Below are 22,738 nucleotides of genomic sequence, written 5' to 3'. Positions count from 1 at the left end.
ATGGCGGAGAACGTAATTGAACTGAGCGGACTGACCAAGCAATACGGCGGGTTTACGGCGGTCAACGGCTTGACCCTCACCATAGCCAAAGGGGAGGTCTTTGGTCTGCTCGGACCGAACGGGGCCGGCAAGACCACCACCATACTGATGATGCTGGGACTGACGGAACGCACCTCCGGCAGCGCGCGCATCTGCGGCTTCGATCCGGCCCGCTCGGCGCTCCAGGTGAAGCGCCGGGTCGGCTACATGCCGGACGACATCGGCTTCTATGAAGACCGCACCGGCCTGGACAACCTCATGTATACGGCCCGCCTGAACGGCTTGGCCCCGGCCGAAGCCCGGCGCAGTGCCGAGGCGCTGCTGGAGAAGGTGGGGCTCGCGTCCAGCGGCAAGTCCAAGGTAGCCACCTATTCCCGGGGGATGAGGCAGCGGCTGGGTCTGGCCGATGTGCTGATCAAGAACCCGGAAGTGATTATCCTGGATGAGCCGACGCTGGGCATTGACCCGGAAGGGGTAAGGGAGCTGCTGGCGCTCATCTCGGACCTTAGCCGCAACGAGGGGATCACCGTGCTGCTCTCGTCGCATCAGCTCCAGCAGGTACAGCAGATTTGTGACCGTGTTGGGCTATTCGTGAGAGGCAATCTGATTGCCTGCGGAGATATCGCTGCGCTGTCCAGGGAGCTGAATCAGGAGCTTCGGGTGGAGGTGGAGCTGGCCGCCCAGCCCTGGTCTGAGGGATTGGCCGCCCGCCTGCAGGCGCTGGAAGGCGTCCTGGCCCTGGACACCGCAGAATGGAAGGCGGACAATGCTCCTGCGGGCAGTCTTCTGGCCACCTTGACCTGTGAGCGGAATCTTACCTCACAAATCGCTTCCGAGGTTATCGGCAGCGGTGCGGAGCTGCATTATATCCGCCGCAAGGAGCCGGGACTCGACGAAATTTACCACCGCTATTTTGAGAAAAGGGAGGACGGGGCATGAATGCCAAAGCACAGAGCCTGGAGCTGCTGAGCAGCATCCGGCAGAAACTGCGCGATCTGCTGCGTCGCAGCCAGGCTCCTTCCGGCACCGGAGAACTGCCCGAGCGGAGCGGCAGCTCCGCCTTCTGGGTCATGGTACAGAAGGAGCTGGGCGACCATATCCGCAGCTGGCGCTTTACGATTCTGATCGGGATCATTGTACTCGCCTGTATTGGCTCCATTTATTCCTCACTTACAGCGATCCGGGACAACGGAACAGGCCAGGGAGCGGGGGACAGCTTCTTGTTCCTGAAGATGTTCACCTTGAGCAGCAGTTCCTTGTCCATCCCGACCTTCACAACCTTCCTGTCGTGGCTGGGGCCGCTGATCGGCATTGCGCTCGGCTTCGATGCCGTGAACTCGGAGCGCAACAAGGGGACGCTGGGGCGCCTGATGTCCCAGCCGATTTACCGTGACGATTTCCTGAAGGCCAAGTTCGCGGCCTCGCTGATCCTGATTGCGATCGTCGTGTTTGCGCTGGGCCTGCTGGTCACCGGCCTCGGACTCCTGACCATGGGCTATCCGCCGACGCCGGAGGAATTCTGGCGGATCCTGTTCTTCCTGATCATCGCCGTGGTCTATATCGGCTTCTGGCTGAACCTGTCGATCCTGTTCTCGATCCGCTTCCGCCAGGCAGCGACCTCGGCCTTGTCCGGCATTGCCGTCTGGCTGTTCCTGACTCTGTTCTACAGCATGATCATTAATCTGATCGGCAGCGCCACGGCGGTACCGGATACCGCTGCAGTCAGCGAGCAGCTGCGCCATGCCAACTTTATACTTACGCTAAACCGCCTGTCGCCGAGCGAGCTGTTCGCCGAGACGATCACCACTATGCTGTCGCCCGGCGTCCGCTCGCTCGGTCCGCTGACGATGGACCAGTTGGTGGGAGCGATCTCGGCTCCGCTGCCGCTGGGCCAGAGCGTGCTGCTGATCTGGCCGCAGCTGACGGGGCTGCTGGCCGAAACCGTATTATGCTTCGGCATCTCTTACTATCTGTTCATGCGTCAGGAGATCCGCTCGCGCAACTGAGGGCAGGACTGCCTATGACGGCAAAACGGGCCGACCCGGAAATCATCCGGATCGGCCCGTTTGTATGTGCCACAATTTGAAGCGGTATGATAAAGAGAATGGAATCAGCTGTTCTCCAGAATCGTCTGCAGTGTGGTTCGGTCAAGTCCCTCGACCAGCTTGATCAGCAGCTCTTTGGCAGCGTCAATATCATCGCTGTGAATGATGGAGGTCGCGGTATGGATGTAACGCGAGCAGATACCGATGACGGCCGACGGAATACCGATGCCGCTGACATGTACCTGACCGGCGTCGGTGCCGCCCTGGGAGACGAAATACTGGTATTTGATCTTGTGGGTGTCGGCCGTATCCTGCACATATTCGATCAGGCCGCGGTGGGTGATCATCGTCGGGTCAAAGATGCGCAGCAGTGCGCCTTGGCCGAGATGCCCGAAGGCCTGGCGGTCGCCGGTCATATCAGCGGCGGCGCTGGCGTCAAGGCCGAAGAAGATATCCGGCTGCAGCAGATTGGCTGCGGTGCGCGCGCCGCGCAGGCCGACTTCCTCCTGGACGGTGGCTCCGGCGAACACCGTGTTCGGCAGGGGCTTGCCGGCCAGCGCCTTCACCAGCTCAATGGCCAGACCGACGCCGTAACGGTTGTCCCAGGCCTTCGCCATAATCTTCTTCGGATTGGCGAGCGGCGTGAACGGGCAGACCGGAAGTATCTGCTGGCCTGGCTTGACGCCGAAGCCCATCGCTTCCTCGCGGCTGTCGGCGCCGATGTCGAGGTACATCTTGGCGATGTCGCCCGGCTTGTTCCGGTCCTCGGGGCTGACCAGATGGACCGGCACGCTGCCGACAACGCCATTGATTGCGCCCTGCGGCGTAATAATCTGCAGCCGCTGGGAAGCCACCGCTGCGGCCAGCCAGCCACCCAGCGGGGTGAAGCGGATCATACCGTTGTCCGTAATGCCGGTCACCATAAAGCCGACTTCGTCAAAATGGCCGGCGACCATAATCTTCGGACCGTTTGCTTCGCCGCGCAGTACGCCGAACAGGCTGCCGAGCCGGTCCTGCACGAATTCGTCTGTATATGGCGCCAGCTGTTCCTTGACATATGCGCGCAGCTCTCGCTCGAAGCCGGGCGCCGCCGGGAATTCAGTGAGTGTTTTAAACAAATCGAGGGTTTCCTGATTCATGTTGATCTCTCCTTTGCTGTTCCTTAACTATAAGTTGAACCATTGAAGTACTCAATCGGCTCTGTATGCAATGCGGTAATGTTTGGACTTCCGGCCGCTGTTAGATTTGGATTTCTTGGATTTAAACGAATCTCGGTAGAAATTCAAATCTAAAGGCGGACGCTCCCGCTCCTCCAGTTCCAAACCTTCCCTAAATTGCTGATGCCTCCGAGCATTCAAGTTCATCATATCCAGTATGAACATTGTTGGCGCGATTGTCCACGCCAGGAAAGGATGAACACCCGGCATAAAGCCCGCGAATAAGATAAGAGCGGAGGCTCTGTGCGTAAAGAGCCGCAGAAAGGAAGCGAGTGCAATGAAAGGTGCAGGAAGCCTGGCCCGCCCCGCCAGTCAAGGGTTCACCGGCAGGATGCGGACTAGCGGGATGCGGCGGACTTTTCCCCGCCGCTACGGTCCGCCCAGCGAAGCCGTGCTGATTTTAATCCTGTTTTTGCTGCTGGTCGTGGTGCTGTTGTATTTTTCCTGAACGGCGGGTGTCATAACGGAGCGGTATCCGGCGAACAATAAGGAAAAGTTATCGCGAAAGCAAAAGAAAACCGGAGGGAGCGCCGGATGCCCAGCAGCCGGCCTTTCCTTTCGCCATCATTCCAGGAGGTGTCCCTATTGCCGGTCAAAACGAAAACTTCCGGTGTCAAGCTCCGTCTAGACACTATGACCCCTCAGGACTACGAGAAATTGTCCAAGCCTTACGTACCTTCCCGTCCCGTCTTTAAGAACTGCATCCGCGCCTTTCTCTCCGGCGGATTGATCTGCGTACTGGGTCAAGGCATTCAGGAGGCCTTTATGGCCATCTTCGATATGACCTCACGTGAAGCGGCCAGTCCCACAGTCGCCGTATTGATCCTGCTGTCGGTCATCCTGACCAGCTTCGGGGTGTATGACAAGCTGGCCCAGTGGTGCGGGGCGGGAACCGCAGTGCCCGTAACGGGCTTTGCCAACAGCATGTGCTCGGCCGCACTGGAACACCGCGCCGAAGGACTGGTGCTCGGAGTGGGCGGGAATATGTTCAAGCTTGCCGGCTCCGTTATTGTTTTTGGTGTCGTCGCCGCCTTTGTGGTTGGCGTAGTCTACGCCATTATGGGCTGGGGAGGTTCACACTAAACGATGGAACAACTCGGCAGCCAGACCTGGCTTTATACCACCCGTCCCATAATTCTCGGGGCCTCCGCTGTCGTCGGCCCGGAAGAGGGCGAAGGCCCGCTTGCTTCAGATTTTGATTTCATCTATGATTCCCTGGAAATGGGGGAGAAAACCTGGGAGAAGGCAGAGCGTGCGCTCTTCGAGAAGGCGGCAAAGCTGGCGATTATGAACGCCAAGCTGGAGCAGGAGCAGCTGGAATTTTTTGTGGGCGGCGATCTGATGAACCAGATTATCAGCAGCTCGTTCGCGGCCCGAAAGCTCTCTGTTCCTTATCTAGGGGTGTTCGGCGCTTGCTCGACTTCCATGGAAAGTCTCGCGATTGCCTCCATGATTGTGGACTCAGGGGGCGGCAAATATGCACTTGCCGGTACCTCCAGCCATAACTGTACCGTCGAGAAGCAGTTTCGCTACCCGACGGAGTACGGTTCCCAGAAGCCGCCGACCGCACAGTATACAATCACCGGCTCAGGCTGTGCCGTGGTCGGCCGCAACGATGGCAGCCCCGGCGCTATCCATGTGGTATCTGCGACAATCGGCAGAATTATGGACCTCGGCTTGACCGACCCGTTCAATATGGGCGCAGCGATGGCTCCGGCGGCAGTCGATACGATTACCGCTCATTTCCGCGACACCGGCCTCTCGCCGGGGTATTACGATCTGATCGTTACGGGCGACCTGGCATCCGTTGGCCTGCCGATTGCCAAGGAGCTGCTGGCCAAGGAAGGCATTCCGATGGAGCAGACGACCTTCAACGACTGCGGCCTGCTGATTTACGATATGGACAAGCAGAAATATGTCATCGCAGGCGGGAGCGGCTGCGGCTGCTCGGCGACGGTGACCTACGGCCATCTGCTGAAGCGGATGCGCAAGGGGGAGCTGAAGCGCGTGCTGATCGTCGCTACCGGCGCGCTGCTCTCGCCCCTGTCGTATCAGCAGGGCGAAAGCATTCCGTGCGTCGCCCATGCCGTAGCGCTTGAGAGCGGAGGTGATGAAGCATGATTTATTTATGGGCTTTTCTGATCGGCGGGGCCATCTGCGTCATCGGGCAGATCCTGATGGATGTATTCAAGCTGACGCCGGCGCATACGATGAGCACCCTGGTGGTGACGGGGGCTGTGGCGGACGCATTCGGCCTTTATGATCCGCTGGTGAAATTCGCCGGAGCAGGCGCGAGCGTGCCGATTACCAGCTTCGGCAACTCCCTGGTGCACGGGGCGTTAACCGAACTGGAGCGGGATGGCTGGGTCGGGGTCGTTACAGGTATTTTTGACGTAACCAGTGCGGGGATTTCCTCGGCGATTGTATTCTCATTCCTGGCGGCGCTGGTGGTGCGGCCGAAGGGATGAGTTATATCAAACGGAATATGCAGTGGGAACGGACCGCCGATTGGCGGTCTTTTTCAATGCTACGGAATAGGCGGGACCATCTTGAAATTTTCTCTCGAAGTTCCGAAATATAGAGTGTGCTGTAGAGGTCTGCCTATTTATGAAAATGAATGCAAGCGCTTGGGATCCAGAGAATGGCCGGGGCCAGGGGGACGATGAACGAATTTCTTTTGGTATTATGCAGGCTAACAATAGGTCAAATGTTAAAAAAAAGTCGAAACTTGACGATATATTCTTAGATTCATGGAAAATATGGCGGAGGATGTGCAGGATGTTGAACAATCAGCGTAAAATTGAGCTTTTTTGGACTCGAAACAAAATTATTATCGGTGCTTTCTGGATAGTTTGCGCTGTGGCAGTGGTGCTGGCCTTTCAGTTGCCCAATCTGTGGGTATCCAACACTCCTGCTGTCCTTATGGCTGCAGCGGTAACGTACTGTAACATGAAGCGCAAAGGGGTGCTGGTCATTCCCTGGATTTTTACCGGCCTGCTTACACTGCTCGGTGTATATTTGACCATTTATGAAGTGAATGCGCTGGTTGTTCTTTTGTTATGTTCCGTGCTGTTATTCTATCCGGAATACAAATATTTCGCCGTTGCCGCCGGCTTAAGCACGCTGAATCTTCTGGTGCAGCTGAGTCTGACCGGTGAGTTCGCTACCTCCGAGGAGAGGTTGATGGCTTATGTGAACGAATTCGGCGTTTATCTGCTGATCAGCGGCGTTTTGATAGTGGTTGCGTTTCTTAACCAGCGTCTGATCCGTCATAGCGAAGCGCAGCGGGATGAGGTTGAGGCGGCCGGAAGCAGGATCGAATTTATGCTGGACCGGGTGAAGGCAGCGGTAGACGGTCTCTATAAATTTACGGGCAATTTCAAGGTTGAGGTGGAGATGGCCGGGGCCATTACCAATGAGGTGGCAATCGGATTCCAGGAAGTGTCCAAGGGCATTGAGTATCAGGCCGGAAGCATCTCCGAGATCACAGAAGCGATCTCCGTGTCGGACCGGCATATCCGCGATGTGGCCGGTTATTCGCAGGATATGAAGCGGCTGTCTGCGGCAACGGCTGAGGTCAGCGAGCAGGGAGGCGGCAGGGTGGCAGTGCTCACCGGGCAGTTCACGCAGCTGCAGCAGGTTATGGAGCAAACCACGACCCAAATGGAGGCGTTCGCGGAGCGGGGACAGAACATCCATGACATGCTGGAGGGCATCATGCAAATCTCACGGCAGACCAATCTGCTGGCGCTGAACGCGTCGATTGAGGCGGCACGTGCGGGTGAGCATGGCCGGGGCTTTGCCGTAGTGGCGGGCGAAGTGCGCAAGCTTGCCGAGAGCTCCGGGCAGACGGCCGACGAGATCAGCGGTGTAATCGCGGCGCTGCAGCGCCAGACTACAGAGCTGCTGGGATTGTTCGAGCACAGCCGGGAGCTGCTGGTTGAAGGCAGCGCATCAATGGTAAGCACAGAGCAGGTATTCCGCGAGATTCAGGACAACACCACCAATGTATTGAATCAGGCGGGTGAAATTGAACAGAGCTCGGAAGAAATGAAGCGTTTCTCGGAAAAAGTGGTCACAGAGATCACCGAATTCTCCAGTGTCACCCAGCAATCCAGCGCGGCTACGGAAGAGATCCTGGCGGGTGTCGAGGAGCAGCGTGCCATTACCCTTCATTTGGTGGAAAGCTTTATGGAGCTGGAGAGCCTGATTGTCAGCCTGAACGAACTGGTCGGGGAGAATGGCAAATAAAATCAGGTAAATTAAGCCCCGCGCCAGCGGGGCTTTTTATGTGAGCTGTCCGGGCAAGCGCCGGACCCCTGCAAAATATCGGAGTCAGCCTCGCCTCACATGCACCGCTTTGTGGCTTGAACTTGTGGGATTTGGACCCTTCCATGAACCCGAGTCAGCTTCACTGCATCCGCACCGGTTTGCAGGCGATGTTTTGTGATTTCTTCCGAATTTTCAAGGCGGCGGCAAACATGTACTTTGGCCCCCTATATCATGTAAAATGTAAATAATACGCTTATTCTGACATAGGAGGTTCACACTATATGCCCGTACGTCAAGAATCAACGCAAATTATGAACGCTGTCCGCACTAATTTGGAATCCTGCATACTAGGTAAAAAGTTTGAAATAGAATTGCTGCTTACGGCGCTTCTGGCCGGAGGCCATGTACTGATCGAGGATGTTCCCGGCACGGGCAAAACCCAGCTGATCCGCGCGCTGTCGCGGTCCATGTCCGGTGATTACCGCCGGATCCAGTGTAATCCCGACATTTTGCCGAGTGATATTACCGGCGTCTCCGTCTACCATCCGCGCGATGAAATGTTCCATTTCCGGCCGGGTCCCGTGATGACCAATATTCTGCTGGCCGACGAGATTAACCGCGCCACTACCAAGACGCAGTCCGCTCTCCTCGAAGTCATGGAGGAACGCAATGTGACGGTGGACGGCGAGACCTACCCGCTGCCCCACCCGTTCATGCTGTGCGCGACGCAGAATCCGATTGATTTCGAAGGCACCTATACACTCCCTGAGGCGCAGCTTGACCGCTTTATGCTGCGGATCAGCCTGGGTTATCCGGATGCCGATACGGAGAAAAGCCTGCTGCTCAGCCACCAGGAGGGCCAGCCGGTGGACAAGCTGAACGCGGTGACCAGCATGGAGCAGATCGCGGCAATCCAGGAGGAGATCCGCGAGGTTTATATCAGCGACCCCGTCCTGAACTATTTGCTGACGATTGTGCGCGCGACGCGCGAGAATCCGCTGGTGCTGCTGGGGGCAAGCCCCCGCGCTTCCCTTTCATTCATGATGGCTTGCAAGGCATACGCCTTCCTGCAGGAGCGTGATTACGTGCTTCCGGATGATGTGAAGACGCTGACTCCTTTTGCGCTGGGCCACCGTATTCTGCTCCGTCCGGAGAGCCGTCTCGATAATGTCAGCATGGATTCCCTGCTGCAGAAGCTCATCCAGAGTATTCAAGTGCCCGTGGCGATGAGGCAATAAGATGAAGAATCCATGGACCGGAGCAGCCGCTGTCATTCAGCCGGGAAAATTCGCCGGTATTCTGGTCATATGGGGGATTACGCTGCTCTATGTGCTGTTTCAGGGCGGCAAAACCTCCATTATGCTGTTTATTATGGTTTCAGTGCTGCTGATCTATTTAGTCGTTTCCGGAACCTTCGGCGTCCGCAAGGCCAAGGGCATGCGTCAGATGTCGTCCGGTATAGACAAGCCGGATCTGCTGCACGCCGGCGGACATCTCGCCGTCAATTTAAAAGTAACGATCCCCGGACTCCTGCCCCTGCCTTATGTGGTGGTCCGGGAAGTGCTGAAGCGCCACAACGGGGAATCCTGGGTGTTCGAGGAGAGCCTTGTTCCGAGCTTCAAGGGCCAGGGAGAATTGAATTTCCAGACGCCGCCGCTGGAGCGCGGGCGGTATACCTTCTCCGACACGGATATTCTCTGCGAGGATATCTTCGGACTGGTGGAGCACAAAGGCACCTTCCTGGCGGAGGGCCAGTTCCGGGTCCTGCCCCGGGCGGTATTGATTCCGCGCTGGCAGCTCTACGACCGGAGGTCGCGTCTCGCCGGGCCGCAGGCAGCCCTGATGCCTTCCCGCAGAGAGACGACGCAGATCAACGGTGTCCGCGACTATGTCTACGGGGACCGGCTGTCGCGGATTCATTGGAATGCGACCGCCAAGACCGGTGAGTGGAAATCGAAGGAATTCGAGCATGAATCCATTCCCAAGACCATGCTCGTGCTGGACGGCAGCGCCAATGCCTACGGAGGCTCTGCACAATTCGAGCTTGCCGTATCCATCGCCGCCTCGCTGCTCGGCTACGGGATCCGTGAGCGGATCGGCATCGGACTATGCTGCCTGGGGAAGAATACGGCGGTATTTCAGCCCGCCGAGAGCGAGGCGGAGCGCAAGCGGATGATCCAGTACCTCGTCGATATCAACGCCGAGGGCCGGGGGCCGCTTGCCACGCGGCTGGAACAGAGCAGCCGGATGTTCCCCAAGGGCTGCTACTTCGTCCTGATCAGCCCGCAGAGCGGCCAGCCTGCACTCGATGCGCTGCGCTGGGCGGAGCGCTCGGGAATGACGCCTTCGCAGATTTATGTCCGGCATCCCGGAGCGGTTCTCCGGGGCGGAGAGTGGCTGGAGGCGCTGAAGCAGCGGGGCATCACGGGCTACAGCGTGCACTCACTGCAGGAACTGCCCGCTGTGGTAGGAGGTGAAAGCCTAAGGTGAGAAGCTGGATGAACCATTTGAAATCCTCGTGGTACCGTGCCTTCAGTCTGCTGTTTTTGATGGTGTTCGCCCTGCAATGGATCTCTTATACGGAGCCCTTCTGGCTTCAAGTTACCACCGCTTCCGTCCTCTTCACCTTAACGGCGGTTGCAGTCATTGAAATCGCCGTTCCGCTGCGCTGGGGCTACCGGCTTGTGCTGGAAGCTGCAGCTGCGCTGCTGATCGTTTACCGCATGATATTGCATTACGGGGTTTATATTCCCGATCCGTGGCTGCCGGCACTGCGCGACCAGCTTCCGGATATTGTGGCACGGATGGTACCTTATCTTTGGTTTGCACTGGCGGCGGGTGCTGTATTCCTGCTGAGCTCCTGGTGGGTAACCACCAAGGCGCGGATTCTGATGTTCACTGCCACCAACATAGTTGCTTTCGCTGCCCTGGATTCGTTCACCCCCGCCATCCTGTGGCAGGAGGTCGCCTGGACGGTCGCTGCGGCAATGGGCTGGCTGGTGATCCGCCATCTGCGGAATTTTCAGCTGCATTACCCGCGCGGCTGGGTGCATTTGCTGAAGTATCCTTTTAAAATTGCTGTTAATGTTGCCATCATCTTCTCACTTGTCATCATTACAGGCATCAATATGCCGGCGGTACGGCCAGCCCTGACCGACCCGTATACGGCTTGGCAGGAATGGAACGGATCGGGCAGTCCGGGCAAGCTCGGTACATCGGGCGATGTCTCGGAGACCGGCGAAGGCGTGCTCTCCGCAGCGCGGACCGCCTCCGGCTACAGCACGGACGACAGTAATCTCGGCGGCGGCTTCAACTTTGATTATTCGCCTGTGATGACGGTGACTTCGGATCTGCGCACTTATATGAGGGGCGAGACCCGCAGCGAATATTCGGGCAACGGCTGGAGCGACGATGACACAGCTGCGCGCGGGCCCTATAGCGGGGTGAACGCAGGCGAGGGGCTGGAGCACAGCCCGGCTCCCAAGGCGCAGATTCGGGAATTGCGCCAGACGGTCAAGCTGCTGGGCGCCAATGATTATCCTGTGCTGTTCGGGGCGTATTCGCTGGCCATGGTTGAAACTGTAGACGGCGAGGACAGCAGCTCCGCGCTGGCTTGGAGAAGCCGGGACAGCGAGCTGCTATGGGATGCGGACGAGAAGGGCTTTTCGTATCCAATGAGCTATGTTGTGGTTTCCAAGGTTCCGGTTATCCCGCTTCAGGAGCTCAGCCAGCAGACGTATAGCCAGTTATATGAAGGACGGGACCTGGGGCAGTATCTGCAGCTCCCCAACAATTTCCCTGAACGGGTGAAGGCGCTGGCGCTGGAGGTCACAGCCGAAGCGGAGAATCCGTATGAGAAAATAGCCCTTCTGCAGCAATATTTGCAGCAGACCTTTCCTTATTCGAACCAGCCTGATGTCTCGAAGGGCAAGAGCAAGGATCTGGTCGAGCGGTTTCTCTTCGAGATCATGGAGGGATACTGTGACTATTATTCCACTGCGCTTGTGACGATGGCGCGTTCACTGGATATCCCGGCCCGCTGGGTGAAGGGCTATGCGCCCGGTGAACAGGCCGAGCTGCCGGAGAATCTGGCTCAGCAGGGCTATGTCAATAACAATTATACGATTACTAACGCCGACGCCCATTCCTGGGCGGAAGTATACTTCGGCGATTATGGCTGGGTGCCTATCGAAGCGACGCCAGGCTTCAGCGTACCGCTGCTGACTCAGAGCGAAGAGCCGCTCGCCGAGGAGACAGAGGAGCCTGAACCCGAAGAGACCCTGCCGGAGCAAACGCCTGTCGATAGCGGAACAACCGGCGGCGGGCTGCACATCGGTATATGGGCGGTCATTGCGGCCGGTGCCGTTCTGCTGCTGTGGGCGGGATACTTGCTGTGGCAGCACCGTAATTCCTTGCGGTTCCTGCTGCGCCGTCTGCGCAACGGGCGGCCGCTCACTCCGCTGCAGAAAGTTATAGCAGAGACGGAGCGCTGGGTAAGCTATGCGCGCAGAAAGGGTATGCTTAAGGAAGAGCACGAAACGCTGCGGGAATCCGTAAGCCGCTGGAGCCGGGAGCGTCCGGCAGCGGCGGCGAGCCTTGCAGAGCTGCTGCGGATTTTCGAACGGGCCAGCTACAGTCCCGAGATTATTGAAGACAAAGATTGGCATAGCGTGTATACTGAAGCTTTGCAGCTGAAGCGAAGCTTGCGGGCACGCGGCTGAGGCAGCATGTGCGGCCCGGCAAGAATAAGTTATAGTTTTTCCGAATAAAGAATGAGGTGAACGTTCATTGTTTGAAAAGCTGGTCCCGAAACTGCGGGTCAATACGGTATTCGATATTGCTCTGGACGAGCTGTATGCAGCGGGATACCGCGGAATTATCACGGATCTGGACAATACGCTGGTGGGCGCCAAGGCTCCTCTGGCCACACCCGAGCTCGTGCTCTGGTTCGCAAAGGTGAAGGAGCTCGGGTTCAAGCTGGTCATTGTATCTAATAACAACATGGACCGGGTGTCCAAGTTTGCAACGCCGCTGAATATCGAATTTGTGCATCAGGCCCGTAAGCCGAGCAATACTCCGTTTCTGAAAGCGATGAAGCTGATGGAGCTTAAGCCTCAGGAGACGATAGTAGTTGGCGACCAGATGCTGACGGATGTATACGGCGGCAACCGGCTGGGACTGTACACCGTATTGGTGCTGCCGATCTCGTCGGCGGATGAAGGTGTCGGTACAAGAATTAACCGCCGCATTGAGCGGATTGCGCTGACCCGGCTGCGCAAGCAAGGATTGTGGCAAGAGGAGGACAAAACCCCATGAGTGAACATCGTGATCATCAGCGGCCCGTGAAATGCAGCGGCTGCGGCATCAAGCTGCAGAACGACAATAAGGAGCTGCCCGGCTATATCCCGGAAGCCGCATTTGACCGGGAGCCGGTCATCTGCCAGCGCTGTTTCCGGATTAAGAATTATAACGAGGCGTCTTCCGTCTCCGTCGACCAGGATGAATTCCTGAAACTGCTCGGCGGCATCGGCGGGAAGAATGCGCTTGTGCTTCATATTGTCGACCTGTTTGATCTGGAAGGCAGCCTGATTTCCGGACTGCAGCGGTTTGTCGGCAACAACCCGGTCATCCTGGCTGTCAACAAATGCGATTTGCTGCCCAAGGTAACGAACTGGAACAAGCTGCGGAACTGGATGCAGCAGCGCTGCAAGGAGCAGGGCCTGCGAACGGCTGAAATCGTGCTCGTCAGCGCCAAACGCAACCAGGGCTTTGAGCGCCTGCTTGATGTAGTGAGTGAGCTGCGCGGGCAGCGGGATGTCTACGTGGTCGGTGCGACCAATGTGGGCAAATCGACTCTGATCAACCGGCTGATCTCTGATTACAGTGATCTTACCGAGGAGCTGACGACTTCCCGTTATCCGGGAACAACACTGGATATGGTCAAAATCCCGCTCGACGACGGGCATTTTATCGTAGATACGCCGGGGATCGTCTATCCGTGGCGCTACAGTGAACTGGTGGAGCGGCGCGATCTCGGCGCGGTGATGCCGGAGAATCCGCTGAAGCCGGCGGTATATCAGTTAAATGAAGGACAGACACTGTTCTTCGGGGGCTTGGGCCGCTTTGATTTTATTCAAGGAGAACGCCAATCGTTCACCTGTTATATCAGCGGTACGCTGAAGATCCACCGCACGAAGCTGGAGCGTGCCGATTCCCTGGCCGAGGAGCATCTCGGGGAACTTCTGTCTCCGCCAAGTGCAGAGGACAAGGATAAGCTTCCGGCCTGGCAGCGTCATGAATTCCGGGTCGCCAGGGGCGGTGCTACCGATGTATTCATCTCCGGACTCGGCTGGATCAAGGTCAACTCCACCTCCGGAGCCATAGTCGCAGTACATGTGCCGCGCGGCGTGAAGGTGCTAACCCGGCCATCCATGATCTGAACGGAAGGAGGAGGCCGGTTTGTCGAAGACCCATTATAATGTTAACGGCTTAGGCGGGGACATACTGCTGGGCGTTATGGGCGATCCCATCGCCCATTCGAAATCACCAGTTATGCACATGGCGGCACTCCAGGCACTGGGCATCCCCGGTGCTTACGTTCCGCTCCATATTGTGCCGGAGCGTCTTGCCGAAGCGGTACAGGCGGTCCGTGTGCTGGGCTTTCGCGGCGTGAATGTCACCATACCGCATAAGGTGGCGGTTATGCCTTATCTGGACAAGCTGGACGCCAGTGCGCTGAGCGTCGGCGCAGTCAATACCATTGTCAACGACAGTGGGGTGCTGACCGGATATAATACGGACGGCATTGGCTATGTTCGTTCCCTGAAATCAGAGTTGGCGCCGGACTTAAACGGCGCACGCATTGTGGTACTCGGTGCCGGCGGAGCAGCAAGAGGCATCGTCACAGCCTTGCTGCAGGAGCGTCCGGAGCAGATTGTCATTGCCAACCGTACGAAGGATAAGGCGGAGGAATTGGCCGAGGCCTGCCGGAGCGCCGTTACGGTCACCGGCATCGCCCTTGAACAGGCAGCGGAGGCGGTCTCCCAGGCCGATATTATCATTAATACGACCTCTGTCGGCATGGCCCCTCATCTGGACGGCATGCCGCTGGAGCCGTCGCTGCTGCGGCCGGGACAAATCGTCAGCGATCTGATCTACAACCCGCTGAATACTCGGCTGCTGAAGGAAGCGGAGCGTATCGGCTGCCGGATTCACGGCGGACTGGGCATGTTCGTCTACCAAGGGGCATATGCGCTGGAATATTGGACCGGGCAGGCTGCTCCTGTGGACATCATGCGGCAGGCTATTTTGGATTGTCTCGGTTAAAGCTATGGATATACCGCTTTAGGGTAATAATACTTATAAACTAAGGAGCATGTTGATTTATGTTAACTGGAAAACAAAAACGTTATCTCCGTTCGTTGGCCCACCATTTGGACCCGGTATTTCAGGTCGGCAAAGGCGGCGTGAACGATCACCTCATCCGTCATATCGAAGAGGCGATCGAGAAGCGGGAGCTGATGAAAATCAGTGTGCTGAACAATAATGCCGACGATCCGAAGGAGATCGGTGCAGAGCTGGCGGAGCAATCCGGAGCCGAACTCGTGCAGGTAATCGGCAAGACCATTATCCTGTACAAGGAATCCCGTGATTACAAAACAATCGAGCTTCCTAAATAAGGACATGTTACTAAGGTCCGCATGCAGAAGCACATATAAAGCTTAGGAACAGTGGAGGGGGTGACTCTCATGAAAGTCGGAATTATGGGAGGTACCTTCGATCCTCTTCATATCGGACATATGCTGGCGGCGGAGGCTGCACGCGAGGCATACGGGCTGGAGCAGGTCTGGTTCCTGCCTTCACATATTCCGCCCCATAAGCATGAGGCGGGTGCAACCGGTGCGCAGCGGCTGGAGATGGTGCACAGCGCTGTAGCCGGCCATCCTGCCTTCCGTGTCCTTGACTGGGAAGTCGCCAGGGGCGGCGTATCCTATACCATCGAAACGGTGCGCCGCCTGCAGGCCGAATATCCGCAGGATGAGTTCTATTTCATCATCGGTGCTGACATGGTGCAGTACCTGCCGAAATGGCGGGATATCGATGAGCTGATCCGGCGGCTTTATTTTATCGGCGTCGGACGTCCGGGCACTCCGCTTGATCTTGCAGCGCTGCCCCGGCATATCGCGCAGAAGGTGCTGCTTGCGGACATGCTTCAGGTGGATATTTCGTCCACGGTGCTGAGAAGCCGCGCGGCGGCAGGGAAATCCATCCGCTACATGGTTCCGGATGCGGTGTTCGATTATGTGCAAAGGAGTGGATGTTATGGAATACAGCCGTGAAGCGCTGATGGAAGCGGTCTCTGCCCAGATGCCCGCCAAGCGCTGGCAGCATACGCTGGGCGTGATGGAGACCTCTGTACAGCTGGCGGAACGCTACGGTGCCGATCCGGCCGTTGCCGAGACGGCCGCCATTTTGCATGATGTCGCCAAATACTGGCCGGTCGACCAGCAAAGACAGATCATCGAAGCGAATGGTTTGTCCGCCGAACTGCTCCTGTACGACAAATCGCTGTGGCATGCGGAGGTCGGGGCATTCGTGGCGGAACGGGATTACGGCATCTCCGATCCCGAGGTGCTGGGCGCCATCCGTTATCACACATCGGGGCGCGTGGGTATGACGAAGCTGGAAAAGATCGTTTGCCTGGCCGACTATATCGAACCCGGCCGCAGCTTTCCGGGAGTTGAGGAGATCCGCAGGCTTGCCGGGGTCAGCCTTGAAGAAGGGCTCGTCGCCGGATTTGATTCCACGATCAGCCTGCTGCTGCAGAAGCGGCAGATTATTTTTCCGCTGACTGTACTGTCCCGCAATGATTTAGTAAGAATACTGGAGGATAAATAATGAGTGTACAATCGAACAAGCTGATGGAATTAGCCCTCAAAGCCGTAAATGACAAAAAGGCAATGAATGTCGTTGCGCTTGACCTGCGCAGCATTTCGCCGATCAGCGATTTCTTTATTATCTGTCACGGGAACTCCGATACCCAGGTGCAGGCCATTGCTACTGAAGTCCGTAAAGTGGTTCACGAAGCCGGCGGGATGATCCGCGGTATTGAAGGCATGGATGCGGCGCGCTGGGTGCTGATGGATCTCGGGGATGTAATCGTGCATATTTTCCACCGCGATGAGCGGGAATATTACAATATTGAGCGTCTGTGGTCGGATGCCAAGGTTGTGGAGTCGGTATGAGTCTGATTGCAGGAACTATTGTTACCCTGGAAGTTCTGCGGGAAGTATCGCCATACGGATATTTCCTTGGAGCAGGCGGACAGGAGGTTATGCTGCATTATACCGAGCTCGTGGGCAGCAAGCCGAAACCCGGTGCCAAGGTTGAGGTCTTTATCTTCTTTGATACCGAGGACCGCTTGGCGGCAACGATGAAGAAGCCGCTGCTGACTCTGGGCGAAATGGCGCTGCTGGAAGTGGCGGATATTCATCCGCGGCTGGGCTGCTTTCTGGAGATGGGACTAGGGCGCCAGCTGCTGCTGCCGATCGGTGAGCTTCCGGAGCTGACCGAGCTGCGGCCACAGGTCGGCGATAAAGTGTATGTCATTATGGAGCATGACAAGCAGGGACGCCTGCGTGCCAAGCTTGCAGGTGAGCAGGAGCTGGCACCGCTGGCTGTTGCCGCGCCAAGCTCATGGATGGGCACTGCCGTAACGGCACGGGTGTATAAGCCACTGCAGATGGGCACGTTCGTGCTTGCGGATGCAGGTGTGCTGGGCTTTGGCGTCATCGGGATGGTCCACGCCTCGGAACGCACCCGTATGCTTCGCTTGGGTGAGCAGTTCGAGGCCCGGGTCTCGCATGTCCGCGAGGACGGCCGGGTGAATCTGTCGATGAGCCAGCGCAAGGAAGTCGGCCGCGATGTCGATTCCGCCATGCTGCTGGAGTTCCTGAATTCCCGTCCGGGGGGCTCCATGCCCTATTCGGACGCTACACCTCCGGATATTATCAAGCAGCGCTTCGGCATCAGCAAATCGGCGTTCAAACGGGCGCTGGGCAAGCTGATGAAGGAAGGGGTGATTACCCAGAAAGAGAACTGGACCTATCTGGCTCGTCCAGAGGAACAGGCGGCGGAAGCAGAACAGGATTGAGCTAGCGCGGGCGGGCTAGTGCTGAGCAGGCGGCCTAGAGTAAGCTAAAGGGCGAGCTAGCTGAGCAGGCGGGCTAGAAGTAAGCTAAAGGGCGAGCTAGCTGAGCAGGCGGGCAAGAGTGAGCTAAAGGGCGAGCTAGCTGAGCAGGCGGGCTAGAGTAAGCTAAAGGGCGAGCTAGTGCTGAGCAGGCGGGCTAGAGTAAGCTAAAGGGCGAGCTAGAGTAAGCTAAAGGGCGAGCTAGCTGAGCAGGCGGGCTAGAGTAAGCTAGCCGAGTTGGCCTGCTGGTTTATCCGTCCTTGCTGGCCTAGCTTTCCTATCTAACCCAGCTAACCTACCTAACCTAACTGTCCTAGCTGTCCTAGCTGGTATGATCCGGCAAGCTGGTCCAAGCGGATTGACCAGTCTTGAAGGCTGGGAGCCTGGAATACTGGAGCTTGCGCTTCAGATTCACTACATGAGAGCAAGAAAGCGGTGTGCGAATTGTCTTCCTATGGGAAATTTGCTTATGTGTATGACGAACTGATGGCAGACATGCCGTATCCCCGATGGCTGGAGTTTGCGGAAGAGGCCTGGAGCCGGTACGGTAAGCCTCGAACAGTAGCCGAGCTGGGCTGCGGCACGGGAGCCATCACCATTCCGCTCGGCGGAGCGGGATATCATATGACAGGCATTGATCTGTCCTCGGATATGTTGTCTGTAGCGCAGCAGAAGCTGGAGCTGCATCCTCAAGGCCGCCGCTTTTTGCGTGAGGGCAGCGTGCGCTGGATCAGGCAGGATATGAAGGAATGGGAGCTGCCCGAACAGGTCGACTCGGTAATTTCCTTCTGTGATTGCCTTAATTACGTGCTGGAGCAAGAGGAGATTCAGGCCGTGTTCGCCAGGACCTATGCCGGATTGAAGGAAGGCGGCTCGTTCATCTTCGATGTTCACCACCCGGACACGCTGATCCGTTATGAGGAGGAGCAGCCTTTTGTTCTGGACGAGCTCCCGGTGTCGTACATTTGGACCTGCTCACTCGATGAACTGCGGATGGAGATCGAGCATCACTTGTCCATATTCGCACGCGAGGAAGGGAAGGATAGTCTGTACCGCCGGTTTGAGGAGACGCACATCCAGCGCGCCTATGATCCGCAGTGGCTGAAGCAGGAGCTGCAGGCTGCGGGGTTCAGGGATGTGAAGGTGTACGCCGATTTCACCTGGCATGAAGCCGATGAAGACGCCGAACGGTTATTTTACGTGGCTTTAAAATAGAGTAGCGCAGAGTCCTTGCCCTGGAGGCAAGGGCTTGTTTATTGATTACGGCGGCATGTGCTCTGAAGCGCAGGGGGCCGCAGCTTGAATACAACGGAATGGGGGAGCCTGACACCTGTCCCAATGCAGATTATGCTTAATTAAACGCAGTGGCTACGTGCTTAAGCCCAGTGGCTACGTGCTTAAGCCCAATAACAACATGCTTAGCCCAGTAACTACGTGCTTAAGCCCAGCCAGGAGTGCTTAGTTGCATTTTGTACAACTAAAGCTGCCTTTATAGGCGGTAATACTGAAATAGCTGTATTTCGTACAACTAAAAATGGCATAATCCCCTTCTCGGGCGGGTTTAGCCAATTATAGTTGTAGAAAGTGCAACTATCCCTTAAAAAGAGCTGTTTACTGCGGAAATAGTTGTACAAAGTACACTTATCGCTTCAAACAGCGGCCCTGCGTCATTCCTTCACATTCCCGCAATCATTTGCGTGTTCTCATGCTACTGTGTGTACCCATAAAAAACCGGCCCGCACAGGTTGTGACGGGCCGGGATCTTCCAAAACCTTTACCGATGCTCAAACAAGTCGATGGCGCCAAGCACGATATGTGCCAGCCCGAAGCCCAGCACCCCAGTGGCTGCCAGCTTGTACTTGCTTCCCAGAAATGCTGCGCCGGAAGCGGAAACGACGGTACCAAGAACGGTGGGGATTAATCCTTCACGCATATCGGAAACACTCCTTCTCGGTGGTATGGGAGACATCAGTTAGTGTGTTCAAGCAGGACGCATTTATACTTCGTTCTCACAGGACATGTGGTCCGGTTGCTTATGGTTGCTTATTGGCCGGCGGGAAGCTCAATCCGGACCTCCAAATCCTTCAGGAATTGGCTATCTTGTATATCCTCCGTGAAGTCATCTTTAATAACAAAAGGCTTAACGGTGAAATATTTGCTCGTTCCCGGCTGTGAGGCGTAACGGCGGTCGAAGGTCAGGCGGTTCCCTTCAATGATACCGTCTCCGTTAAGGGCAGTCAGCCGGCGGCCCTGATCATCAAATATGGCAACGCCAATCCGGATCAGCCGCTGTTCCTCCTTCAGCGTTAAGGTCTCGGCATCGGAGAGCGCGATAGAGGTTTTCAGCCGGGTGGTAACCGGCGTTACCCAGATATCGGCAACGGAGAAGGTTAGATCATTGGCCGATTTTACGGAGTTGGGACTTGCTTTGATCCCTTCACCGGTTGTCTTGTGGAATGGTATATCCATGCTGAACTCATGATCAATCCCGTCCAGTGCAAGGGTGAACGTTGCATCAAGAAGCCCAGGGGCATTCCGGGGATCGACAGTTTGCTCAAAGACGAGTGTGTTCGGGTACGCTTCGCCGGCGCTTCCATAGAAGGTTCCGCCCTGGAATATCGAGCCTGGCTCATCCTGAGCCTTACCGTCCAAAGTAAAGGTAACCTGTGAAAGGGCATCGCTAAGTTTAATCTTCTTTCTGCCGTTATCGTAGATCCCGTCAACAAGATTAGGTGCACTGACATTCAGCAGAAAGGCAACACGGTTACCGTCATATAAGGCCTCTGTCACTTCAAGCTTTACATCCTCATAGGCAACAGTCCGGTTGATGTTCGAGGTTAACCCGAGCTGTCCGGCCAGACGCAGCCCTTCGTCTCCCTGAATGGAACTGAAGACGCTGCCGATCACGGGAAGCTTCTTCAACGAATCCGCCATGACCGGTGACACGAAAGCGGAGGCGAACATCCCCGCTGCCAGTATCCCGGAGGCTGCTGCGGTGTAGGCGAATTTGCGGGCCGGTGACGGCTTTTTCCGGCGGACTGAGCCTGCATCCATGGATATAGCCTCATAGGTTTCTTCCAGACGCGTGCGGACGAGCGGAGAAATCTGGTTGTCCTGAATATCGAGCTTTTTCATTTCTTCCTCTAATTTATATACGGCCATAGTTCATCTTCCCTTCATGGTAATTTCCTATCGTTCTTTGCAGCGTATCGCGGGCCCGCATCAGCCGCATCTTTACGGCACTCTCCGAAATATTGAGAGCCTGGGCCACCTGACGCAAGGGGAGGTCCTCGAAGTAATGCAGAATCACGGTTATGCGCTGGGATTCCTCCAGCCGGTCAACGGCCTCCCTCAAATCCACCCGCCCGTAGTCATCGGCAGAAACAGCCAGCGGGGGAGCTTCCTCCAAGGATACCGAACCGGATCGCTCTGCCAGAATGTTATGGCATTCATTGATCAGAATCCGGAAGATCCATGTCTTGAAATACTTGGGTTCCCGTAAGGAGGTAACCGCTTTGTAAGCTTTGAGAATGGTCTCCTGCAGAGCATCCGCAACATCTTCGTCCCTGGATACCAGGGACTTGGCCATGTAGTGCAGAGAATTCTCAAGCTGCCTGACCGCAGCGATGAACGCTTCGGGATCACCTTTGGCTGCCTTGGCCGCAAGGATTGTCAACTCCACTGTATCCTCACCTTTCTGTAAGTTTGTGTTGATAATAGTTAGACCGGGTAAATGCACAAATGGTCACATTTAAAATCGTGCGTATTTTTGCAAAGCGGAATATATGGCAAAAAAAGCGCGGTATAAAAGCGGTTATCCGCTCTTTATACTCGCGCTTTAGGTGCCCTTGCCCGTTCGCCCTGTACCGCAGGGTCAGTTTATTCCACGCTTGCCGCGCCGCTCGTCGTCAGCTTGCAGTTCATCTCGCCAACTTCATGAACATTGTACAGGACCCGGGCCAGCAGATCCTGGCTGTAGTTGCCGAAATGCTTGCCATAGATGGTCAGGCCGCGTTTGTTGACCGGTTTGTCGGTGACAGCGATGCGGAAAGTCAGCTCGCTCTTGTAATCCAGCTTGATGTCATCTAGCGTAATATCCGAGATCCGGCAGCCGTCAATGAAGCTGCCTTCATTGTTGATGCGGATCAGCTTCAGCATGCCGTATTGATTGAGATGCGGCGGCCACCAGTCCGGATTGAAGGTGCCGCGGGTATCGCCGAAATCGCCGGGACTGGTCCAGTAGCCGATTTCAATGCCGTTGATATAGAAATAGATATCGGATGGATAATTCTCATTGTAGCCCGGTGCTTCGGAACCGATCTCCATGGAGAACTGGATTTCGCGGAAGGTCTGATTGGCTTTGAGGTAGTTCGGGATACGGTACTCCAGAAACCCTTCGGCCATCCAGATAATCTCCGATTCGATGCGCTGCGGATCGGCGAAATAGCGGGGTTCGTCGAAGTCCCCGATGATACTGTCCTTAGTCGCCAGTCCGCAGGTTGGAGTCGCCTGGTAGTTGCTGTAGTGCCCTACCTGGATTTCCACCTCATAGAGGTTGTCGACATCCTTGCTGCGCAGATCGACCATTAATTTATCCTTATTCAGATAGCATACTTTCTGGATGCCGTGCTTGCCTACGGAAGTATTGATCTCGATCAGGCCGCTCTCCTCCAGCTTCTTAATGTGCATGGTGATCGCACCGTTACTGAGGTTCAGCCGTTTGGCGATTTCGTTGAGGTTCAGCGCCTGGTTGCTGGCCAGCAGCTCGAGAATCTGAATCCGGATCTCGGAGCTGAGCGCTTTAAAAATATCAATCCCACTCATTAAATCTTTAATATAAATCATTATATTGTACCTTCCTCCGCGGACGTCTTAAATCGACTATTTTATAAAATTATAAACTAATTGAGGTAAAAAAGAAAGCTTCCTGACTTTATTTGTGTCTTCTCATAAATTTTACAGCATTTTTGCAATAC

The 22,738-nt window shown here is 56.2% G+C and carries 24 protein-coding genes; 19 read left to right on the top strand and 5 right to left on the bottom strand.

The genetic code is table 11. From position 1 onward, the window contains the following. Both F1379_RS24670 and F1379_RS24665 read left to right on the top strand, forming a co-directional pair. Positions 1 to 978 carry an ABC transporter ATP-binding protein gene (locus F1379_RS24670; RefSeq protein WP_150275056.1) on the top strand — a complete coding sequence of 326 codons (978 nt, stop codon included), beginning with the start codon at positions 1 to 3 and terminating at the stop codon, positions 976 to 978. Continuing rightward, positions 975 to 2,045: an ABC transporter permease gene (locus F1379_RS24665; protein WP_150275054.1), complete on the top strand. Its 1,071-nt coding sequence runs from the start codon at positions 975 to 977 to the stop codon at positions 2,043 to 2,045. The genes F1379_RS24670 and F1379_RS24665 overlap by 4 nt, the downstream gene beginning before the upstream one ends. Before the next feature lie 104 nt (positions 2,046 to 2,149). On the opposite strand, the gene F1379_RS24660 is transcribed toward F1379_RS24665, so the two are convergent. Continuing rightward, positions 2,150 to 3,223: a M42 family metallopeptidase gene (locus tag F1379_RS24660; RefSeq protein WP_150275052.1), complete on the bottom strand. Its 1,074-nt coding sequence runs from the start codon at positions 3,221 to 3,223 to the stop codon at positions 2,150 to 2,152. A 355-nt stretch (positions 3,224 to 3,578) separates the two neighbouring features. Between F1379_RS24660 and F1379_RS29900 the strand changes: the two genes are divergently transcribed. The 17 genes from F1379_RS29900 to F1379_RS24580 all read left to right on the top strand — a co-directional run bounded on the left by F1379_RS29900 (position 3,579) and on the right by F1379_RS24580 (position 18,977). Then, entirely contained in the window at positions 3,579 to 3,749 is a 171-nt protein-coding gene (locus F1379_RS29900) for a hypothetical protein (RefSeq protein ID WP_162551277.1), read from the top strand. A gap of 185 nt (positions 3,750 to 3,934) precedes the next feature. After that, positions 3,935 to 4,384, top strand: coding sequence for a stage V sporulation protein AC (gene spoVAC, locus F1379_RS24655; protein WP_150275152.1), 450 nt, complete (start codon positions 3,935 to 3,937; stop codon positions 4,382 to 4,384). A 3-nt stretch (positions 4,385 to 4,387) separates the two neighbouring features. Further along, on the top strand, positions 4,388 to 5,422 hold the full coding sequence (spoVAD, locus tag F1379_RS24650) for a stage V sporulation protein AD (protein WP_150275050.1): 1,035 nt from the start codon (positions 4,388 to 4,390) through the stop codon (positions 5,420 to 5,422). Further along, positions 5,419 to 5,769 carry a stage V sporulation protein AE gene (spoVAE, locus tag F1379_RS24645; protein WP_150275048.1) on the top strand — a complete coding sequence of 117 codons (351 nt, stop codon included), beginning with the start codon at positions 5,419 to 5,421 and terminating at the stop codon, positions 5,767 to 5,769. Before spoVAD ends, spoVAE begins: the two co-directional genes overlap by 4 nt. Positions 5,770 to 6,160: 391 nt before the next feature. Further along, positions 6,161 to 7,552, top strand: coding sequence for a methyl-accepting chemotaxis protein (locus F1379_RS24640; protein WP_162551276.1), 1,392 nt, complete (start codon positions 6,161 to 6,163; stop codon positions 7,550 to 7,552). 302 nt (positions 7,553 to 7,854) lie between these two features. After that, positions 7,855 to 8,811, top strand: a complete 957-nt coding sequence (locus tag F1379_RS24635; RefSeq protein ID WP_150275044.1) for an AAA family ATPase — start codon at positions 7,855 to 7,857, stop codon at positions 8,809 to 8,811. 1 nt (position 8,812) lies between these two features. Next, positions 8,813 to 10,063, top strand: a complete 1,251-nt coding sequence (locus tag F1379_RS24630) for a DUF58 domain-containing protein (RefSeq protein WP_203457172.1) — start codon at positions 8,813 to 8,815, stop codon at positions 10,061 to 10,063. Between the two features lie 8 nt (positions 10,064 to 10,071). Beyond that, complete coding sequence (locus tag F1379_RS24625) at positions 10,072 to 12,294, top strand: transglutaminase-like domain-containing protein (protein WP_239004797.1); 2,223 nt, start codon at positions 10,072 to 10,074, stop codon at positions 12,292 to 12,294. Between the two features lie 67 nt (positions 12,295 to 12,361). Beyond that, on the top strand, positions 12,362 to 12,889 hold the full coding sequence (locus F1379_RS24620; protein ID WP_150275039.1) for a YqeG family HAD IIIA-type phosphatase: 528 nt from the start codon (positions 12,362 to 12,364) through the stop codon (positions 12,887 to 12,889). Beyond that, positions 12,886 to 14,013 carry a ribosome biogenesis GTPase YqeH gene (yqeH, locus tag F1379_RS24615; protein WP_150275037.1) on the top strand — a complete coding sequence of 376 codons (1,128 nt, stop codon included), beginning with the start codon at positions 12,886 to 12,888 and terminating at the stop codon, positions 14,011 to 14,013. Before F1379_RS24620 ends, yqeH begins: the two co-directional genes overlap by 4 nt. A gap of 19 nt (positions 14,014 to 14,032) precedes the next feature. After that, entirely contained in the window at positions 14,033 to 14,899 is an 867-nt protein-coding gene (gene aroE / locus F1379_RS24610) for a shikimate dehydrogenase (RefSeq protein WP_275262655.1), read from the top strand. A gap of 59 nt (positions 14,900 to 14,958) precedes the next feature. Then, the gene (yhbY, locus tag F1379_RS24605) at positions 14,959 to 15,252 is read left to right on the top strand and encodes a ribosome assembly RNA-binding protein YhbY (RefSeq protein ID WP_150275034.1); all 294 of its coding nucleotides are present in this window, start codon (positions 14,959 to 14,961) and stop codon (positions 15,250 to 15,252) included. A gap of 69 nt (positions 15,253 to 15,321) precedes the next feature. Beyond that, positions 15,322 to 15,912, top strand: a complete 591-nt coding sequence (locus tag F1379_RS24600) for a nicotinate-nucleotide adenylyltransferase (RefSeq protein ID WP_150275031.1) — start codon at positions 15,322 to 15,324, stop codon at positions 15,910 to 15,912. Further along, positions 15,896 to 16,471, top strand: coding sequence for a bis(5'-nucleosyl)-tetraphosphatase (symmetrical) YqeK (gene yqeK / locus F1379_RS24595; RefSeq protein WP_150275029.1), 576 nt, complete (start codon positions 15,896 to 15,898; stop codon positions 16,469 to 16,471). Before F1379_RS24600 ends, yqeK begins: the two co-directional genes overlap by 17 nt. Beyond that, positions 16,471 to 16,818, top strand: a complete 348-nt coding sequence (gene rsfS, locus F1379_RS24590) for a ribosome silencing factor (protein ID WP_150275027.1) — start codon at positions 16,471 to 16,473, stop codon at positions 16,816 to 16,818. The genes yqeK and rsfS overlap by 1 nt, the downstream gene beginning before the upstream one ends. Then, a complete protein-coding gene (locus F1379_RS24585) occupies positions 16,815 to 17,726 on the top strand; it encodes a CvfB family protein (protein WP_150275024.1) in 912 nt (303 codons plus the stop codon). Before rsfS ends, F1379_RS24585 begins: the two co-directional genes overlap by 4 nt. A 480-nt stretch (positions 17,727 to 18,206) precedes the next feature. Beyond that, positions 18,207 to 18,977, top strand: coding sequence for a class I SAM-dependent DNA methyltransferase (locus F1379_RS24580; protein ID WP_150275146.1), 771 nt, complete (start codon positions 18,207 to 18,209; stop codon positions 18,975 to 18,977). A 559-nt stretch (positions 18,978 to 19,536) separates the two neighbouring features. Here the strand turns inward: F1379_RS24580 and F1379_RS24575 are convergent. The 4 genes from F1379_RS24575 to F1379_RS24560 form a co-directional block, all read right to left on the bottom strand. Then, complete coding sequence (locus F1379_RS24575) at positions 19,537 to 19,695, bottom strand: hypothetical protein (protein ID WP_039871250.1); 159 nt, start codon at positions 19,693 to 19,695, stop codon at positions 19,537 to 19,539. 110 nt (positions 19,696 to 19,805) lie between these two features. Continuing rightward, entirely contained in the window at positions 19,806 to 20,924 is a 1,119-nt protein-coding gene (locus F1379_RS24570) for a DUF4179 domain-containing protein (RefSeq protein WP_150275022.1), read from the bottom strand. Next, positions 20,911 to 21,444 carry a sigma-70 family RNA polymerase sigma factor gene (locus F1379_RS24565; protein WP_150275020.1) on the bottom strand — a complete coding sequence of 178 codons (534 nt, stop codon included), beginning with the start codon at positions 21,442 to 21,444 and terminating at the stop codon, positions 20,911 to 20,913. Before F1379_RS24565 ends, F1379_RS24570 begins: the two co-directional genes overlap by 14 nt. A 197-nt stretch (positions 21,445 to 21,641) precedes the next feature. Next, a complete protein-coding gene (locus F1379_RS24560; protein ID WP_150275018.1) occupies positions 21,642 to 22,607 on the bottom strand; it encodes an ArsR/SmtB family transcription factor in 966 nt (321 codons plus the stop codon). Between the last annotated feature and the right edge of the window lie 131 nt (positions 22,608 to 22,738).

The organism is Paenibacillus tepidiphilus, assembly GCF_008635795.1.
GTDB classification, from domain to species: Bacteria; Bacillota; Bacilli; order Paenibacillales; family Paenibacillaceae; genus Paenibacillus_AQ; species Paenibacillus_AQ tepidiphilus.
The sequence above is the reverse complement of the archived record's forward strand: the minus strand, read 5'-3'. Positions and strand labels throughout refer to the sequence as shown.

Coding starts and splice junctions, on each gene's coding strand:
- F1379_RS24665 (WP_150275054.1), top strand. CDS start 975: ATGAATGCCAAAGCACAGAGCCTGGAGCTGCTGAGCAGCATCCGGCAG.
- F1379_RS24585 (WP_150275024.1), top strand. CDS start 16,815: ATGAGTCTGATTGCAGGAACTATTGTTACCCTGGAAGTTCTGCGGGAA.
- yqeK (WP_150275029.1), top strand. CDS start 15,896: ATGGAATACAGCCGTGAAGCGCTGATGGAAGCGGTCTCTGCCCAGATG.
- spoVAD (WP_150275050.1), top strand. CDS start 4,388: ATGGAACAACTCGGCAGCCAGACCTGGCTTTATACCACCCGTCCCATA.
- F1379_RS24560 (WP_150275018.1), bottom strand. CDS start 22,607: ATGATTTATATTAAAGATTTAATGAGTGGGATTGATATTTTTAAAGCG.
- F1379_RS24660 (WP_150275052.1), bottom strand. CDS start 3,223: ATGAATCAGGAAACCCTCGATTTGTTTAAAACACTCACTGAATTCCCG.
- spoVAE (WP_150275048.1), top strand. CDS start 5,419: ATGATTTATTTATGGGCTTTTCTGATCGGCGGGGCCATCTGCGTCATC.
- F1379_RS24625 (WP_239004797.1), top strand. CDS start 10,072: ATGAACCATTTGAAATCCTCGTGGTACCGTGCCTTCAGTCTGCTGTTT.
- yhbY (WP_150275034.1), top strand. CDS start 14,959: ATGTTAACTGGAAAACAAAAACGTTATCTCCGTTCGTTGGCCCACCAT.
- spoVAC (WP_150275152.1), top strand. CDS start 3,935: ATGACCCCTCAGGACTACGAGAAATTGTCCAAGCCTTACGTACCTTCC.
- yqeH (WP_150275037.1), top strand. CDS start 12,886: ATGAGTGAACATCGTGATCATCAGCGGCCCGTGAAATGCAGCGGCTGC.
- F1379_RS29900 (WP_162551277.1), top strand. CDS start 3,579: ATGAAAGGTGCAGGAAGCCTGGCCCGCCCCGCCAGTCAAGGGTTCACC.
- F1379_RS24630 (WP_203457172.1), top strand. CDS start 8,813: ATGAAGAATCCATGGACCGGAGCAGCCGCTGTCATTCAGCCGGGAAAA.
- F1379_RS24575 (WP_039871250.1), bottom strand. CDS start 19,695: ATGCGTGAAGGATTAATCCCCACCGTTCTTGGTACCGTCGTTTCCGCT.
- rsfS (WP_150275027.1), top strand. CDS start 16,471: ATGAGTGTACAATCGAACAAGCTGATGGAATTAGCCCTCAAAGCCGTA.
- F1379_RS24670 (WP_150275056.1), top strand. CDS start 1: ATGGCGGAGAACGTAATTGAACTGAGCGGACTGACCAAGCAATACGGC.
- F1379_RS24635 (WP_150275044.1), top strand. CDS start 7,855: ATGCCCGTACGTCAAGAATCAACGCAAATTATGAACGCTGTCCGCACT.
- F1379_RS24570 (WP_150275022.1), bottom strand. CDS start 20,924: ATGGCCGTATATAAATTAGAGGAAGAAATGAAAAAGCTCGATATTCAG.
- F1379_RS24600 (WP_150275031.1), top strand. CDS start 15,322: ATGAAAGTCGGAATTATGGGAGGTACCTTCGATCCTCTTCATATCGGA.